Origin of the sequence: Rathayibacter sp. VKM Ac-2801 (assembly GCF_009834245.1) — a bacterium.
Classification (GTDB): domain Bacteria; phylum Actinomycetota; class Actinomycetes; order Actinomycetales; family Microbacteriaceae; genus Rathayibacter.
Genome location: NZ_CP047183.1, coordinates 3,261,144 through 3,274,873, shown reverse-complemented (window position 1 = coordinate 3,274,873; position 13,730 = coordinate 3,261,144). Strand labels below are relative to the sequence as shown.

Sequence of the window (13,730 nt, the reverse complement as noted above, 5' to 3'; positions counted from 1 at the left end):
GCGACTTCTGGAGAGTGGTGGTGAGCTGGGGGATCGTCCGCCCTATCGGCTGCCCGAGGCGGACTCGCGCCGGCGAGAAGCCAGGAGTTGTCGCAGTCGACGCCGAGTGCGACGACTTCTGGAGAGTGGCGGCCGGGCGGACGGCTCGGGCTCGGGCTCGGGCTCGGGCTCGCGAGGTGCCAGGAGTTGTCGCAGTCGACGCCGAGTGCGACAACTTTTGGACAGGCGTAGGCGTAGGCGTAGGCGTGGGCGCGGGCGCGGGGGTGGGCGCGGGCGTCGGTGTCGGCGCGTAGGCGGCCGCGCGCGGCGGCGCCGCGCTCAGACGCGGTGCGTCGTCTCCGGGAAGGCCTCGGGCTCGCACTGGATGGTCGCGTGGTCGATGCCGTGGCGCTCGCGGAGGACGGCGAGCACCCGCGAGAGCGCGGTGCGGTAGTCGGCGTCGGGGGCGACGACCACGTGGCCGGTGGCGCTCTCCATGCCGGAGGTGATCGTCCACACGTGCAGGTCGTGCAGCGCCAGCACGCCGGGGACGGCGCAGACGTCGCGCTCGAGCGCCGCGAGGTCGACGTGCGCGGGCGCCGACTCCATCAGGATCCCCAGCGCCTGCCGCGTCAGCGACCAGGTGCGCGGCAGGATCAGCAGCCCGATCAGCACACCGACGATCGGGTCCGCCCACGCCCAGCCGGTGGTGAGCAGCACGATCGCCGCCACGATCACGCCGATCGAGCCCAGCGCGTCGCCGAGCACCTCGAGGGAGGCTCCGCGGAGGGTGATGCTCTCCTTCGCACCGGCTGACAGCAGGCGCAGGCTCACGAGGTTGACCGCCAGGCCCACGACGGCCGTGATGAGGAGGGGGCCGCCGGGCACCGCGGGCGGCTCGGCGAAGCGGCGGACGGCCTCGACGATCACGAACGCGGCGACCGCGAACAGGAGCAGGCCGTTGGCGAGGGCGGCCAGCACTTCGAGGCGGTAGGACCCGTAGGTGCGGCCCTTCGCGGCGGGGCGGGCGGCGAGCGAGATCGCGGCGATCGACATCCCGAGCGCCAGGACGTCGGTGCCCATGTGCGCGGCGTCCGAGAGCAGCGCGAGCGAGCCCGTCGCGACTCCGACCGCGAACTCGACGACCATGAACGCCGCGGTCAGAACGAAGGCGGCCACGAGCGGACGCCGGTGCCGCGCGGCGGCGGAGCCGGCCGGAACGCCGTGAGAGTGGCCCATCGGCTCCTCCGATCCCTGTTCGTATAAACAGTCTTGCATGCGTCCGCGGGCGAGCGCGAGCGCGCTCAGCCGACCAGCGGGTCCAGCGCCTCCCTGAGGTAGGGCGTCAGGGTCCGGGCGTACGACTCGGTGAGGTGCCCGAGGTCGCGGTACACCTTCACTCCGCCGATCACGAGGGGGCAGCCGCGGTCGTCGCAGAACCAGCGGGTGAGGTCGACGGCGGCGGCGCCCGGCCAGCCCTCGGCCGCGGCGGCCATCAGCTCGCGGTCCGCGAAGGCCTCGTCGAGCGGCACGCTGCAGTCGGCCGCGGAGCCCGGCTCCTCGGCGCAGGCCAGCAGGGAGAGCGAGGGCAGTACGGGGTTGTCGCGGATCGCGACCACCGTGGACCCGCGGGCGATCAGCGGCGCCCACGACTCGTGGAAGCCGTCGATGCCGGCCTGCTCGTCCGGCGTACCGGACGCGTCGACGAACACGGACTTCTTCGCGGAGTACGCGGTGACCGCGAGCGCGTACGGCTCCTGGCTCGCGAGCACCTCCTGCAGCTTCTCGTTCCAGACGTCGCAGGAGCGGCGGGCGGAGGCGGAGTCGTCGCGCCGTTCCGCGGTCGAGAACACGCAGCCCGTCTTGTAGTAGGTGTGCAGGTCCCAGCCGCGCTCCTCCGCCACGCCGCGCAGCGCCGGGAAGAAGGACGCCGCATGCGAGTTGCCGATCAGCAGCACCCGAAGGCCGGCGGGGTCGCCGAAGCGGCACTCCTTGAGCTCGGTGCCCGAGTTGCCGGTGCTGCACTCGTCGGTGTTCAGCACGGAGCCGTCCTCCGAGGCGTCGACGGCGGGCAGGCTCGAGGTCCAGGAGTCGGGGCAGGCGTTCGCGAGCGCCGCGGCTCCGACGCAGCCCTCGGTCGAGACGGGGAGCGCGTGCGCGCGGGTGAGGTCGGCGGTGATCGCGGCGTTCGTGCCGGTGAGGCCCGTCACTCCGACCAGGGCGGCGACGGCCAGCAGGGCCGCCGGGGCGAGCGCGCGGAGGCGGTGCGGGCGCTCGGCGGGGGCGCGGCGGTGGAGGGGGTCCTCGAGGAAGCGCTTCGAGACGGCGGCCAGGAGGATCGCGGCGGCGATGATGCCCAGGCCCGCCAGGACGGTCGGGTCCTCGCCGGTCCTCTCGCGCCAGAAGACGAGGATCGGCCAGTGCCAGAGGTAGAGCCCGTAGCTCAGGCCGCCCAGCCGCACGAGCGGGCGCAGGGCCAGCAGCCAGCCGACTCCGCGCTCCGGGGCGGGGCCGGTCCCGGCGATGAGCACCAGCACAGCCGAGAGGGTCGGCCAGAGCGCGGCGGCGCCCGGGAACGCGCTCGAGACCTGGAGCACGAATCCGCAGGAGACGACTCCGATCAGCCCCAGCCAGCCGGCGACCGTCCGCAGGGCGGCCGGGATCGCCAGACCCGGGAGCACGAGGGCCGCGAGCGAGCCGAGCCCGAACTCCCACGAGCGGGCGAGGGTGCTGTAGTACGCGGTCGGCTGGTCGATCCCGACCAGCACGACGGAGAAGGCGAACGAGAGGACGGTGAGTGCCGCGACGAGCGCCAGCAGGAACCGCGGCAGCTGCGCGCGGCGCCGCAGCAGCACGGCGGCGAGGCTCGCGACGAGCACCAGAGCGAGCCAGATCAGGTAGAACTGCCCCTGCGCCGACATCGCCCAGAAGTTCTGCACCGGCGTGTGGAAGTCGTCCTGCGCGAGGTAGTCCACCCCGGCCCGCGCGAGCGCGACGTTCTCGACGGAGAAGGTCGAGGCGAGCACCTCGGTGAAGGTCTGCAGCAGCTGCGAGGGGCGCAGGAGGAGCGGAGCGAGCGCCGCGACGACGACCAGCACCACCGCGGCCGCCGGGAAGAGCCGCGAGGCGAGCCTCCGGAGGAAGGCGATCGGGCGGACGCGCCCGAACCGGCGGATCTGACCGAGGAGGGTGAGGGTGGTGAGGAACCCGGCGACCACGAAGAAGACGTCGACGCCTCCGGAGACGCGGCCCAGCCAGATGTGGAACGTCGCGACCAGGAGGGACGCGACGGCGCGCAGTCCCTCGATCTCGGGTCGGTAGCCGGAGGCGTCGGCCTTGCGCACCAGCGCGGACCGGCCGGAGGGGGCGGTGCGGGCGGAGTCGCGGGACAACAGGATCCTTCCGTGGCGGTCGGCGGGCGGTGGGGCGGGTGCCGTCGATCGTCGGTGTCCAGGATCGCCCTCTCCCGCCCCGAGGGGAACCGTGTCCGGGGTGCTGTCCACCCAGTTGGGGGCTGCGGGGGCGAGGTGCGCGACAGGTGTCCGCCTACTCGTCCCGGTCGAGGGTCGATCGTGCCGGTGGCGTGGGGCTGCTGGCGCGGATCGACGGGCCGAGGTGAGGTAAGGCTAGGCTTACCCGGGCCCCGGCGCCGCATCGCCGGGGCTGCACGACCACGGAACCACGGGAGATCCATGTCCACGCACCGACGGCGCCCCGCCGCCCTCGCCCTCGCCGCCCTGACCCTGCTCGCCCTCACCGGCTGCGGCGCCTCCGAGCCGATCGAGCCCGAGAGCACGGCCGCCGCGGGGGAGGGCACGACCTCCTACCCGCTCACCGTCGACAACTGCGGAGCGAGCACCACCGTCACCGCTCCTCCGCAGCGCGTCGTCTCGCTCGACCAGGACTCGACCGAGATCCTGCTCTCGCTCGGCCTCGAGGACCGGATGGTCGGCACGGCCTCCTGGACCGACCCCGTGCTCGAGACCCTCGCCTCCGCGAACGAGAGCGTGCCGCGCCTGGCCGACAACGCGCCCACCTACGAGGTCCTGCTCGGCGCCGACCCCGACTTCGTCACCGCCTCCTTCGGCCGCCACTACGCCCCCGAGGGTGTCGCCTCGCGGGAGCGCCTCGCCGAGACGGGCATCGGCTCCTACCTCTCTCCCACCGACTGCGACGGCGGAGCGAGCGTCAACGGCGGGAGCGGCACGCGCACCGTCCCGCTGACCGTCGAGGTCCTCTACCAGGAGATCCACGAGCTGGCCGAGGTCTTCGACGTCCAGCAGCGCGGCGACGCCCTGGTCGCGCAGCTGCAGGAGCGTGCCGCCGCCGCCACCGACGGGGTCGATCTCGGCGGCCGGAGCGTCGCCTTCTGGTTCGCCGACACCAAGACGCCCTACATGGCCGGCGGCTACAACTTCGCCTCGATGCTCGGCACCACGACCGGGATGACCAACGTCTTCGCCGAGCGCACCGACGACTGGGCCGCGGTGGGCTGGGAGAGCGTCGTCGCGGCCGACCCGGACCTCCTGGTCCTCGGCGACCTGCAGCGCGACCGCTTCCCCGGCGACCGCCTCCACGACAAGACGGCGTTCCTCCGCTCGGACCCGCTGACCAGCAGCCTGCCCGCGGTGCAGGACGGGCGCTTCATCGCCCTGCACGGCGCCGAGCTGAACCCGTCGATCCGCTTCGTCGACGGCCTCGAGAAGATCCGCGCCTGGTGGGACGAGAACGGGGCCTCGCTCTGAGCACGGTCCTCGTCCGCCGGGTGCCGCGGGGCCTGGTCGCCGCGGCGCTGGTCGTCGGCGGGCTGCTCGCGCTGGCGCTCTCGGTCGGCGTCGCGGTGACCCTCGGCCCGGCCGACGTCTCGCTCGTGAACGTGCGCGACATCCTCCTCAACCACCTCGGGCTCGCCTCCGTCCCGGTGCGTGCGGCCGAGGACGCGATCGTCTGGCAGGAGCGCCTCCCGCGTGCGCTGGTGGCCGCGGCCTGCGGGGCGGGGCTCGGCGTGTGCGGAGTGATCCTGCAGTCGCTGCTGCGGAATCCGCTCGCCGACCCGTTCGTGCTGGGCGTCTCCTCCGGAGCGTCCACGGGCGCGGTGCTCGTCGGCGTGCTCGGGGTCGGCGGAGGAGTGGTCGGGCTCTCCGGAGGCGCCTTCGTCGGCGCGCTGGTCGCCTTCGGCTTCGTGCTGCTGCTGACCCGGTTCTCGGCGGGCGGCACCTCGGGCGTGATCCTGGCGGGGGTGGCGAGCACGCAGCTGTTCTCGGCGCTGACCTCGCTGATCGTGTTCGCGCTCGCCGACTCGGACGAGACCCGCGGCGTGATGTTCTGGCTGCTCGGCTCCCTCGAGGGCATGCGCTGGGACGACGTGGCGCTGAGCGGAGGAGTCGTGCTGCTCGGCTCCGTGGTCTGCCTCGCCGCGGCGCGCACACTCGACGCGTTCGCCTTCGGGGAGGACGTGGCCGCGTCGCTCGGCGTGCACGTCCGCCGCACCCGCCTCCTCCTGCTGGTGGTGACGGCCCTGCTGACGGCGACCCTGGTGAGCATCGCCGGCGCGATCGGATTCGTGGGGCTGGTGCTGCCGCACGCCGCGCGACTCGTGTTCGGGCAGCGGCACTCGCGGGTGATCCCGGCGACGATCCTGCTCGGCGCGGTGTTCCTGGTGTGGGTCGACGCCGGGTCGCGGGTGGCGTTCGCGCCGACTCCGCTGCCGGTGGGGGTCGGCACGGCACTCGTGGGCGTGCCGGTGTTCATGCTGCTGCTCCTGCGGCGGAGGGGCCGCTCGTGACGCTCGAGGCCGACCGGGTCTCGTGGCGCCGGGGCGGCCGCCTGGTGGTCGACGGGGTCTCGCTCCGCCCCGCTCCCGGCTCGACCGTCGGACTGCTCGGGCCCAACGGCTCGGGCAAGTCGTCGCTGCTGCGGCTTCTGCAGGGCACCGCGGCTCCGGACGCCGGCGTCGTCACCCTCGACGGCGCTCCGCTCCGCTCGCTCCGCCGCCGCGAGGTCGCCCGGGCCGTCGCCACGGTGACGCAGCAGGCCGAGACGGAGGCGGACCTGCCCGTCCGCGACGTCGTCCGGCTGGGGCGCACCCCGCACCGCTCCCTCCTCGGCGGCGACACGGCCGAGGACCTGCGCGCGATCGAGCGCGCCCTCGAGCAGGTGGGCCTCGAGGCGAAGGCCGACCACCTCTGGCACACCCTCTCGGGCGGCGAGCGGCAGCGCGCGCACATCGCCCGGGCGCTCGCGCAGGAGCCGCGCGAGCTCCTGCTCGACGAGCCGACCAACCACCTCGACATCCGCCATCAGCTGGAGCTGCTGGCGCTGGTGCGGGCGCTGCCGGTGACCACGGTCGTCGCGCTGCACGACCTCAACCTCGCGGCGCTCTTCTGCGACGCGCTGCTGGTGCTGCGGGAGGGGCGCGTGGTGGCGGGCGGCACCCCGGAGGACGTGCTCACTCCGGCGCTGATCGCGGACGTCTACGGGGTGCGCGCCCGCGTGGTCGTCGACGCCGGACGGCCGCACGTGCTGTTCGACTCCTGAGCCCGCTGCCGACTCCCGACCCCACTGCCAGACGATCGTCGATGAGTCAACGGTCTCGTCCATGTCGAGGAGTGCGTTCTACCGTCAGTGAACCGGCTTCAAGACCTCGCAGGAGGTCCGCCTCGCGCTGGGCGAGGTGCTCTCCTGAGGAAGGTCGTCGACGGGCCGGTGACGACGAGGGGAGTCCGGAGATGTCCAGAGACGACGTGGCGCCGGGGCGTTTCGCGCGGTTCGTGAAGTGGGTCAACAAGGCCGACGGCTGGGAGCCGGAGTACCTGCGCGGGCGGGTCGTGGCCAAGAAGGACGGCGAGTGGATCGTCACGGTCGACGGCGAGGAGCGCCGGATCGTGAAGAAGGAGTGGAGCGTCTACCGCTGACCCTCGGGAAGGAATCCTGATGCTGCCGGACCGGCGCACTCCCGAGGTCCGAGAGGCGCGTCCCGGGGTCTTCGTGCTCGAGCTGCGCCGGACCCGGCGCCGGCCGGCCGAGGAGCTGGGCGTCCTGATCCGCACGGGCGCGACCTGGACGGTGCTGGGCCCCGAGGGCGTGCTGTCCGACGTGCCGAGCTTCCACGACGCGGTGGCGGCCCTCCGCGAGTAGCGCGACTCCACCGAGGTGCCCGCGGCCCCCCTGAGGTGCCCGTGACGGTCGCCCTCTCCGGCGTGTCGACGACCGTCTCGGGCATCTCAGTGCTGGGGCGAAGGGGGACGGCGTAGCGGTGGTGCTGCCCGGGGCGTGAGCCCCCGCACCTACAGCTGGCGGCCAGGCCGCTGTACGCCCACGACGGTGACGGTGAGGGTCGCAGAGGTGCTCTGCGCGGCGGACGGCGCCGAGTCCGACAGGCGCACGGTCAGGCGGAGGTGGTCGGTCGCTCCGACGGCGAGGGCGGGGGAGCCGGGCAGGTCGAGGCGGGAGGCGGCGGGGCGGTCGGCCGAGACGGTCGTGACGGTGCCGGGGCAGGTCGCGGCGTCGGCCGACCAGGACTGCGAGCAGCGCTCGATCGCGAGCTGCAGGCCGTCCGAGAGGTCGGTGCCGGTGGTCGCCTGCAGCTGCAGGGCCGACATCGGCAGGGTCCCGGCGTTCGTCAGGTCGAGCAGGCGTCGGGCCGTGCCTCCGGGGACGAGGCCCGCGACGGGGACCGGCACGGTCGTCGCTCCGGTGCCGGAGAACGTCGCGATGACGGTGCCGGAGGCGACCCGTGCGCTCACAGAGGCGCGGTCGAGGAGAACGGCGGTCGCGGTGGCGGCGGCGCCGAGGACCAGCGCGCCGGCCACGAGGCCCGCGAGGCCGGCGCGGGAGACCACGCGGCGGCGGACGTCGGGGGAGTGGCGCGGGGCTCCTCGGTCGCGGGAGGACGGCCGCGCGCTGTGCCGCCCGTGCTCGGCCGGCGGACGCTGGGGCTCCGGGGGCGGCGTGCCGTCCGACGAACGGTGCGCGCCGCTCACGGGGCGACCTCCGCGGGGCGGCGCCAGATGGCGATCAGGAGCGCGCCGACGATGACCGCGCCGCCCGCGGCGAAGAGCGCGAACCGCGCCTCCGGGTGGGCGAGGCCGATGCTCGGCCAGCCCAGCAGCGGCACCACCGAGCTCTCGCGCCAGATCCGCTCGTCCGCGATCGTCACGATCCACGGGTCGGCCGACTCGTTGTTGTCGCCCTTGGTGGTGAGCGCCAGCTGGCCGGGCTCGCGCCCGCGCAGGGCCGCCGCCTCCTCCTCGGAGTAGACGAGGGTGACGCGGTGGATGACGCGGCGGCCCGGATCGTCCGGGTCGGTGAAGACGATCACGTCGCCGGCGCGGATCGCGGCCTGGTCGACGGGCAGGGTCACGGCGAGGGAGCCGACGGGCATCCCGGGCGCCATCGAGTTCGACAGCACCGGCACGAGCCGCACGAGACCGAGGGCGGAGAGGACGAAGACGGCGAGGCCGGCGACGGCCACGATCGCGACCAGGCAGCCGAGGAGAGCGCGGAGGACCTTCACGCCTGCTCCCTCCGGTGACGACGGCGCGCGGCCGCGGCGAGCAGGACGCCCGAGCCGAGGGCGAGCATCCCGCCCAGGAGCGCAGCGCCCAGGTCGCGGCCGGTGACGGCCAGCCCGCCGCCCGCCGCGCCCGGGAAGGAGCCGGGGCCGGGCGCTGCGGAGGGATCCTCCTCCGTCGTGCCCACGAGCACCCGCAGCGACGCCGCCGCGAGCTCGGTCTCGTTGCCGGCCGACTCCGGGAACAGGACGCGGACGCGCACGCCCACGGTGGCCCCGCGCTCGAGCGGGCGCACGCCGTCGAGCCGGCCGAGCGTCGCAGCGGGACCGGATCCGAGAGGCACCGCGTCGTCGGGGCAGAGGTAGCGCTCGACCGTGCGAGCACCGTCGACGACCTCGGCGACGGTGAACGCCGAGTCGCAGAGCTCGACGGACAGCTGGAGGCCGTCGCGCGGGTCCTGCGCCAGCGTCCCTCCGTCGACCGCGAAGGCCACGGAGACCCCCTGCGGCGCCAGGCCGGTGCTGGTCACCTCGACCGCCCACTCGGCGCGGTCGCCCGGAGCGAGGTCGGTGAGGGATCCGGGTGCCGAGAGCTCGCGCACGTCGAGCAGGCCGACGGGCTCGGCGCTCGCCGCAGGGGCGAGGAGCACCGCCGCGAGGACGGCGACGAGCGCGCGGGCGTGGGGCATGGGGACGACTCCGGGTGGAAGGGGGATGCCTCCGCCCCGCGCCGGCGGCGGCCGGGCAGGGCGGAGGCGGTGGGGGACGGACTACTTCTGGATGCCGGCGCGCTGGATCGCGGCGGCGGTGAAGGTGACCGTGGCGGAGGCGTTCTCGTACGCGTTGTCGGCCGCGGTCGGCAGGACGAGCTCGATCAGCGTGTTCAGCGTCACGTCACCGGCGTCCGAGGGGAAGGTCCCGGTCGCCGTGGGGGTGATGCCGAAGTTCGCCGGGGTGAAGTTCGCCGCGTTGGCGACTCCGCCGATGGTCGAGAGCTTGCCGGTGCCGGTGACGGTCTGCGTGCCCGCGCAGGTGTAGGGGCCGGCCTCCGCGGGAGCGGCGGCGGGGACCCAGGCGGTGGAGCAGGTCAGCAGGCGGTAGTCGAGGCCGTTCGCGCCGGTGACGAGGGACGCGCCGACGCGGCCCGGGTCGGTGGCGTCCGAGCCGACGACGTCGTTGGTGACCTCCTGGTAGAAGCGGACCGACGAGACGAGGTCGCCGTCGTTGGTCGCGTTCGGCAGCACGAGGCTGATCGGGCGCTGGACCGTGTCGCCGGGCGCGATGTTCGCGACCGTGAACGCTCCGGTCACCGCGATGTCGGTCTGGCCGGCGTCGACGTTGCCGACGGCGGTTCCGGAGTCGGTGAACACGGCGAAGGCGCCGGCGCCGGCGAGGGCTCCCGCGGCGAGGAGGACGCCGCCGGTGAGGGCGATCTTCTTCCAGGGGCTGCGACGGGTGGGTGCTGTGGTGGTCATGGCGACCGTTCCTTTCTGGTGGGTGGTGCCCGGTGCGGGCGTGGTCTCCCTCACGAGGACACGTTCAGGACGAGAGGGGTGTCGAAGGGGAGGCATCAGCAGCCTCCGGCGGTGGTGACGGCCGGCTGGGCGACGGCGGTCGAGGCGGCGGATGTGACTCCGAGCCAGCGCTGCAGGTCCGGGCGGACCCGCCACTGGTAGCTGCGGCCCTCGCCGACCCGGTCGTCGGTGAAGCTCGTCGCGGAGGCGGCGGGTGCCGCGATCACGGTCCAGGGGCCGGGCGTCGTCCCCGCGAGACGGCGCTCCAGGGTCCAGCCGGTCGCTCCGGCGGCGGCCGACCAGCTCACGAGGGTGCTCGGCCGACCGGCCGTGCAGCTCGCGACGGGCGTGGCGACCACGGAGGAGCCGGTCCAGGCGCCGATCCCGACCGCTCCGCTCGTGGTGCCGGTGCCGGAGAAGCCGCGCCGGACGAGCGGAGCGGGATCGACCCAGACCGTGATCGTGCTGCCTGCTGTGAGCGCTCCGTCCGAGACCGTGTACGCGATCGTCGCGCTGCCGGTCCAGCCGTCGGCCGCGGGCGTGTAGGTGCACGTCGATCCTGAGCAGGAGAAGCTGCCGCGCAGCCCGGCCGGGACGCTCGTCCCGGCCAGGGCGAGGGTCGTGCCTGCGTCCTCGTCGGTGTCGTTCGCGAGCGGAGCGACGGTGACGGCGGGGCCGCCGGTGGTCGCGACCACGCGGTCGGGCCGGGCGACCGGCGCGCGGTTGAGCGCCGTGACGGTGACCGTCACCCGCACGTTCCAGGTGCCGTACTGGCCCGAGAGGGAGTAGTCGAAGACGTCGGTGCCGACGAAGGCGGCGATCGGGCGGTACGTGCACTGGCCGCGGGTCGCTCCGCTCGCGACGCAGGACACGGATCCCTGCACCGGAGTGGCGGGGGCGGGTGCCGCCGCGCCTCCGATCGCCTTCGGCGTCGCCGAGAGCTGAGCGCGCGAGAAGGTCGCGCCGGTCGCGGCGGGCCCGTCGTTCGCGAGCACGTCGATCACGACCGAGCCGCCCTGCACGACCGTCGCGGCGTCGGCGGCCGGATCGGGGATCACCGAGATGCTCACCGAGGCCGTGCGGGTGAAGGCCCCGCCGGTCGGGCCGGTCGCCGTCGCCGTGGCGGTGTTGGCGATCGTTCCGGCGGTGACGTCGGCGGCGGTGGTCGTGTAGGCGGCGGTCGCGGTGACGACCTGGCCGGGCAGCAGTCGTCCGGAAGTGCCCGGCCAGGAGTAGGTGAGAGCGGAGAGCCCGCTCTTGGGGTCGCTGATCGCGACCGCGGTGAGGGTGGTGGTGCCGGTGTTGGTCGCGCGGAAGGTGTAGGTCACCACGGTGCCGGCGGCGCTGATGAAGGCGGGGTTCGCGGTCTTGGTGAGCGCGAGGTCGTTCGTCCGGGCGATCGTCACCGTCCGCGAGGCGGTGGCGCTGACGGCGGAGCCGGTCGGAGGGGTGCCGGTCGCGGTGGCCGTGTTGAGGACCTGGCCCGCGTCGACGTCGGCCTGCGTGAGCGTGTACGAGGCGGTCGCGGTGACCGACTGGCCGATCTCGAGGCGACCGGCGGTTCCCGGCCAGGCGTAGCTGAGAGCGGAGAGCCCGCTCTTCGGGTCGCTGACGGCGACGGAGTTCAGCCCGGTGTTGCCGGTGTTGGTGGCGGTGAAGCTGTAGGAGACGGTCGAGCCGGCCCCGGCCCCGGTCGGGATCGTGCCGTTCTTCGTCAGCGAGATCGAGGGCGCGTAGCGGATCGGCGTGGTGGCCGTGGACGTCGCGGTGACCGTCGCGGGAGTGGCGGCCAGGGTGCGGCCGGAGACGGTGGCCGTGTTGGTGACGGCCGTGTTCTTGTCGATGTCGGTCTGCAGCACCGTGTACGCCGCCGAGGTGAAGGTGGCGCTCGCTCCGGGGGCCAGCTGCGTCGAGGCGGGCGTGATGCCGGAGACCTTCGGGTCGGCGACCGCCACGTTCTGCAGGGTGACGTTGCCGGAGTTGCGGGCGAGGAAGGAGTAGCGGATCTGCTCGCCCGCGTCGGCCTGTGCGTTGCCGTTGGTGTCGGTGAGCAGCGCGGTCTTGGTGAGGGTGACGGCCGGGGCGGGGGTGGCGATGGGGGCGGTGACGGTGGCCGTCTTGCTGGTGACGGTGGTCGTCGTCACGACGTTCGAGATCGTCTCTGTCTTCGTCGCCGTCGCCGTCGCCGTGTTGACGAGGGACCCGGCGACCGCTTCGGCGGCGGTGACCGTATGGGAGCCCGTGCAGGTGGTGGAGGCGAGCGGGGCGAGCGTGGTGGACGCGCAGGAGACGGTCGCGATCTTCGGGTCGGAGACGGCGATGCTGCTGAGCGTGGCCTTGATCGAGCCGTTGGTCACCACGAACTGGTACGGGATGACGGCCCCTTCGGAGTAGGCCGCGGGCTGCGTGGTGGTGCGGTCGATCTGCTTGACGAGGGTGATGTCGTCGAGGTCGTTGATGGAGGAGACGGAGACGTTGCGGATCAGGTGGGTGTCGCTCGATCCGCCGGTCGAGGCGGTGAAGCCCAGCTTGTACGTGGACGGGGCCGCTGCCGGCATCGTGAACTGCATCGCCTGGGACAGCTCGGCCGCAGACATGCCCGCTCGGGCGCCGTAGTAGACGGTCACGACGGGCGGCGATGCCGGCGACACGGTCACGCGGATGGTGCGGCCGACCGTCGCGTCCGGCGCGCCCGTGGTGGAGACGTTGAGGATGGGACGGAGTCCGGCGAGACCGTTCGGAACGTTGCTCCCCTGGATGTAGCAGTAGCCGGTTCTGTCCTGGCCCGGACCGCGGGCGACGATCCGGCCCCCGAATCGTCCGGGCGGTGCGGGAGAGGCGCCGCAGCCTGTACCGCCGAGGCCTCCGTCCGTGCTGGAGAAGTTGCCGTAGACGTCGAGCCCGATACCGAGGTAGCCGCCGTTGACTCCGTCGGTGGTGGTCGACTGCCCGTAGCCCAACGATCCCCCGGGTGCCCCGGCCGCCGTGAGGTTCCGCGAGCCGTCCGTCAGGAAGAAGGCGATCCCGTCGGCACCCTGCAGGGAGGCGAGGGACTGGTACTGATACTGGTCGAACTGCACGTCGAGGCCGGCGACGGAGGGGACGGGCCGGTTGAAGACCGCGCCCCCCTTGAGCCCGGTCCGGTTGTCGGTGAGCTGGAGGAAGCCCGGAGTCGTCCCGGAGACCGGCGCCTGGATCCGGTTGGCGCAGACGCCGAGGTTGGACGATCCCGTCGGCGGGGCCGCGGTGGCTCGGGTGATGCACGCGCCGTCGAGCGCCTGCCACGCCGGATCCGCGACGCTGGTGCCGCCGAACCCCTCCTGGAGGAGCATTGTCGCCGCTGCGGCCTTCGTCGCCGGCAGGACCACGAGGACGGCGGCGAGCAGGAGGAGCACGAGGCCGAGGGCGATCGAGCGGTCGTGGCTCGGTCGAGCATGCGCGTTCGACACGGATCGACCTCCCCCCGGAGCGCCTCGCCGGGCCTTCCGGGTGGAGCGGGATCACGATAGGTCCGCGGCGAGAGGCGCCCTGTCCCCCTGAGACGGGACGCGGGCGGCGGACGACGGGCCCCCGATCCGGTGGGCACTCAGATGGGGGAGAGCCAGTGCTGAACCAGTGCTCAGCCAGCGCTCAGGAGCCGGGCCCGACTCAGGCCGCACCGGCCGGCATGTTGACGTGCGCATAGCAATCGATCCGGGCGTGGAGAGGGCGGGATCCGCCGCGGC

At 73.8% G+C, this 13,730-nt stretch carries 12 protein-coding genes; 5 read left to right on the top strand and 7 right to left on the bottom strand.

The features are described from left to right. Positions 1-318: 318 nt before the first annotated feature. Entirely contained in the window at positions 319-1,218 is a 900-nt protein-coding gene (locus tag GSU45_RS15245) for a cation diffusion facilitator family transporter (protein WP_104226358.1), read from the bottom strand. A 65-nt stretch (positions 1,219-1,283) separates the two neighbouring features. Then, complete coding sequence (locus GSU45_RS15240) at positions 1,284-3,371, bottom strand: acyltransferase family protein (protein ID WP_159916187.1); 2,088 nt, start codon at positions 3,369-3,371, stop codon at positions 1,284-1,286. Between the two features lie 300 nt (positions 3,372-3,671). Between GSU45_RS15240 and GSU45_RS15235 the strand changes: the two genes are divergently transcribed. The 5 genes from GSU45_RS15235 (at position 3,672) to GSU45_RS15215 (ending at position 7,116) form a co-directional block, all read left to right on the top strand. Further along, positions 3,672-4,724: an ABC transporter substrate-binding protein gene (locus GSU45_RS15235; protein ID WP_159916185.1), complete on the top strand. Its 1,053-nt coding sequence runs from the start codon at positions 3,672-3,674 to the stop codon at positions 4,722-4,724. 20 nt (positions 4,725-4,744) lie between these two features. Beyond that, the gene (locus GSU45_RS15230) at positions 4,745-5,764 is read left to right on the top strand and encodes an iron chelate uptake ABC transporter family permease subunit (protein ID WP_244248310.1); all 1,020 of its coding nucleotides are present in this window, start codon (positions 4,745-4,747) and stop codon (positions 5,762-5,764) included. Further along, on the top strand, positions 5,761-6,516 hold the full coding sequence (locus GSU45_RS15225) for an ABC transporter ATP-binding protein (protein WP_159916183.1): 756 nt from the start codon (positions 5,761-5,763) through the stop codon (positions 6,514-6,516). The genes GSU45_RS15230 and GSU45_RS15225 overlap by 4 nt, the downstream gene beginning before the upstream one ends. Before the next feature lie 191 nt (positions 6,517-6,707). Then, positions 6,708-6,893: a hypothetical protein gene (locus GSU45_RS15220; protein WP_159916181.1), complete on the top strand. Its 186-nt coding sequence runs from the start codon at positions 6,708-6,710 to the stop codon at positions 6,891-6,893. A gap of 19 nt (positions 6,894-6,912) precedes the next feature. Next, a complete protein-coding gene (locus tag GSU45_RS15215; RefSeq protein WP_159916179.1) occupies positions 6,913-7,116 on the top strand; it encodes a hypothetical protein in 204 nt (67 codons plus the stop codon). Between the two features lie 149 nt (positions 7,117-7,265). Here the strand turns inward: GSU45_RS15215 and GSU45_RS15210 are convergent, their stop codons facing one another. The 5 genes from GSU45_RS15210 to GSU45_RS17420 all read right to left on the bottom strand — a co-directional run bounded on the left by GSU45_RS15210 (position 7,266) and on the right by GSU45_RS17420 (position 13,454). Then, the gene (locus GSU45_RS15210; protein WP_159916177.1) at positions 7,266-7,820 is read right to left on the bottom strand and encodes a peptidase; all 555 of its coding nucleotides are present in this window, start codon (positions 7,818-7,820) and stop codon (positions 7,266-7,268) included. A 137-nt stretch (positions 7,821-7,957) separates the two neighbouring features. Then, a complete protein-coding gene (locus tag GSU45_RS15205; RefSeq protein ID WP_159916175.1) occupies positions 7,958-8,494 on the bottom strand; it encodes a signal peptidase I in 537 nt (178 codons plus the stop codon). Further along, a complete protein-coding gene (locus GSU45_RS15200) occupies positions 8,491-9,180 on the bottom strand; it encodes a sortase (protein ID WP_159916173.1) in 690 nt (229 codons plus the stop codon). The genes GSU45_RS15205 and GSU45_RS15200 overlap by 4 nt, the downstream gene beginning before the upstream one ends. An 81-nt stretch (positions 9,181-9,261) precedes the next feature. Further along, a complete protein-coding gene (locus GSU45_RS15195; protein ID WP_159916171.1) occupies positions 9,262-9,966 on the bottom strand; it encodes a TasA family protein in 705 nt (234 codons plus the stop codon). Between the two features lie 95 nt (positions 9,967-10,061). After that, positions 10,062-13,454, bottom strand: coding sequence for an Ig-like domain-containing protein (locus GSU45_RS17420; protein ID WP_159916169.1), 3,393 nt, complete (start codon positions 13,452-13,454; stop codon positions 10,062-10,064). Between the last annotated feature and the right edge of the window lie 276 nt (positions 13,455-13,730).

What these genes read in the sequence shown, in the direction of transcription:
- GSU45_RS15245 (WP_104226358.1), bottom strand. Translation starts at nt 1,218, where the DNA reads ATGGGCCACTCTCACGGCGTTCCGGCCGGCTCCGCCGCCGCGCGGCAC.
- GSU45_RS15235 (WP_159916185.1), top strand. Translation starts at nt 3,672, where the DNA reads ATGTCCACGCACCGACGGCGCCCCGCCGCCCTCGCCCTCGCCGCCCTG.
- GSU45_RS15220 (WP_159916181.1), top strand. Translation starts at nt 6,708, where the DNA reads ATGTCCAGAGACGACGTGGCGCCGGGGCGTTTCGCGCGGTTCGTGAAG.
- GSU45_RS15215 (WP_159916179.1), top strand. Translation starts at nt 6,913, where the DNA reads ATGCTGCCGGACCGGCGCACTCCCGAGGTCCGAGAGGCGCGTCCCGGG.
- GSU45_RS15200 (WP_159916173.1), bottom strand. Translation starts at nt 9,180, where the DNA reads ATGCCCCACGCCCGCGCGCTCGTCGCCGTCCTCGCGGCGGTGCTCCTC.
- GSU45_RS15195 (WP_159916171.1), bottom strand. Translation starts at nt 9,966, where the DNA reads ATGACCACCACAGCACCCACCCGTCGCAGCCCCTGGAAGAAGATCGCC.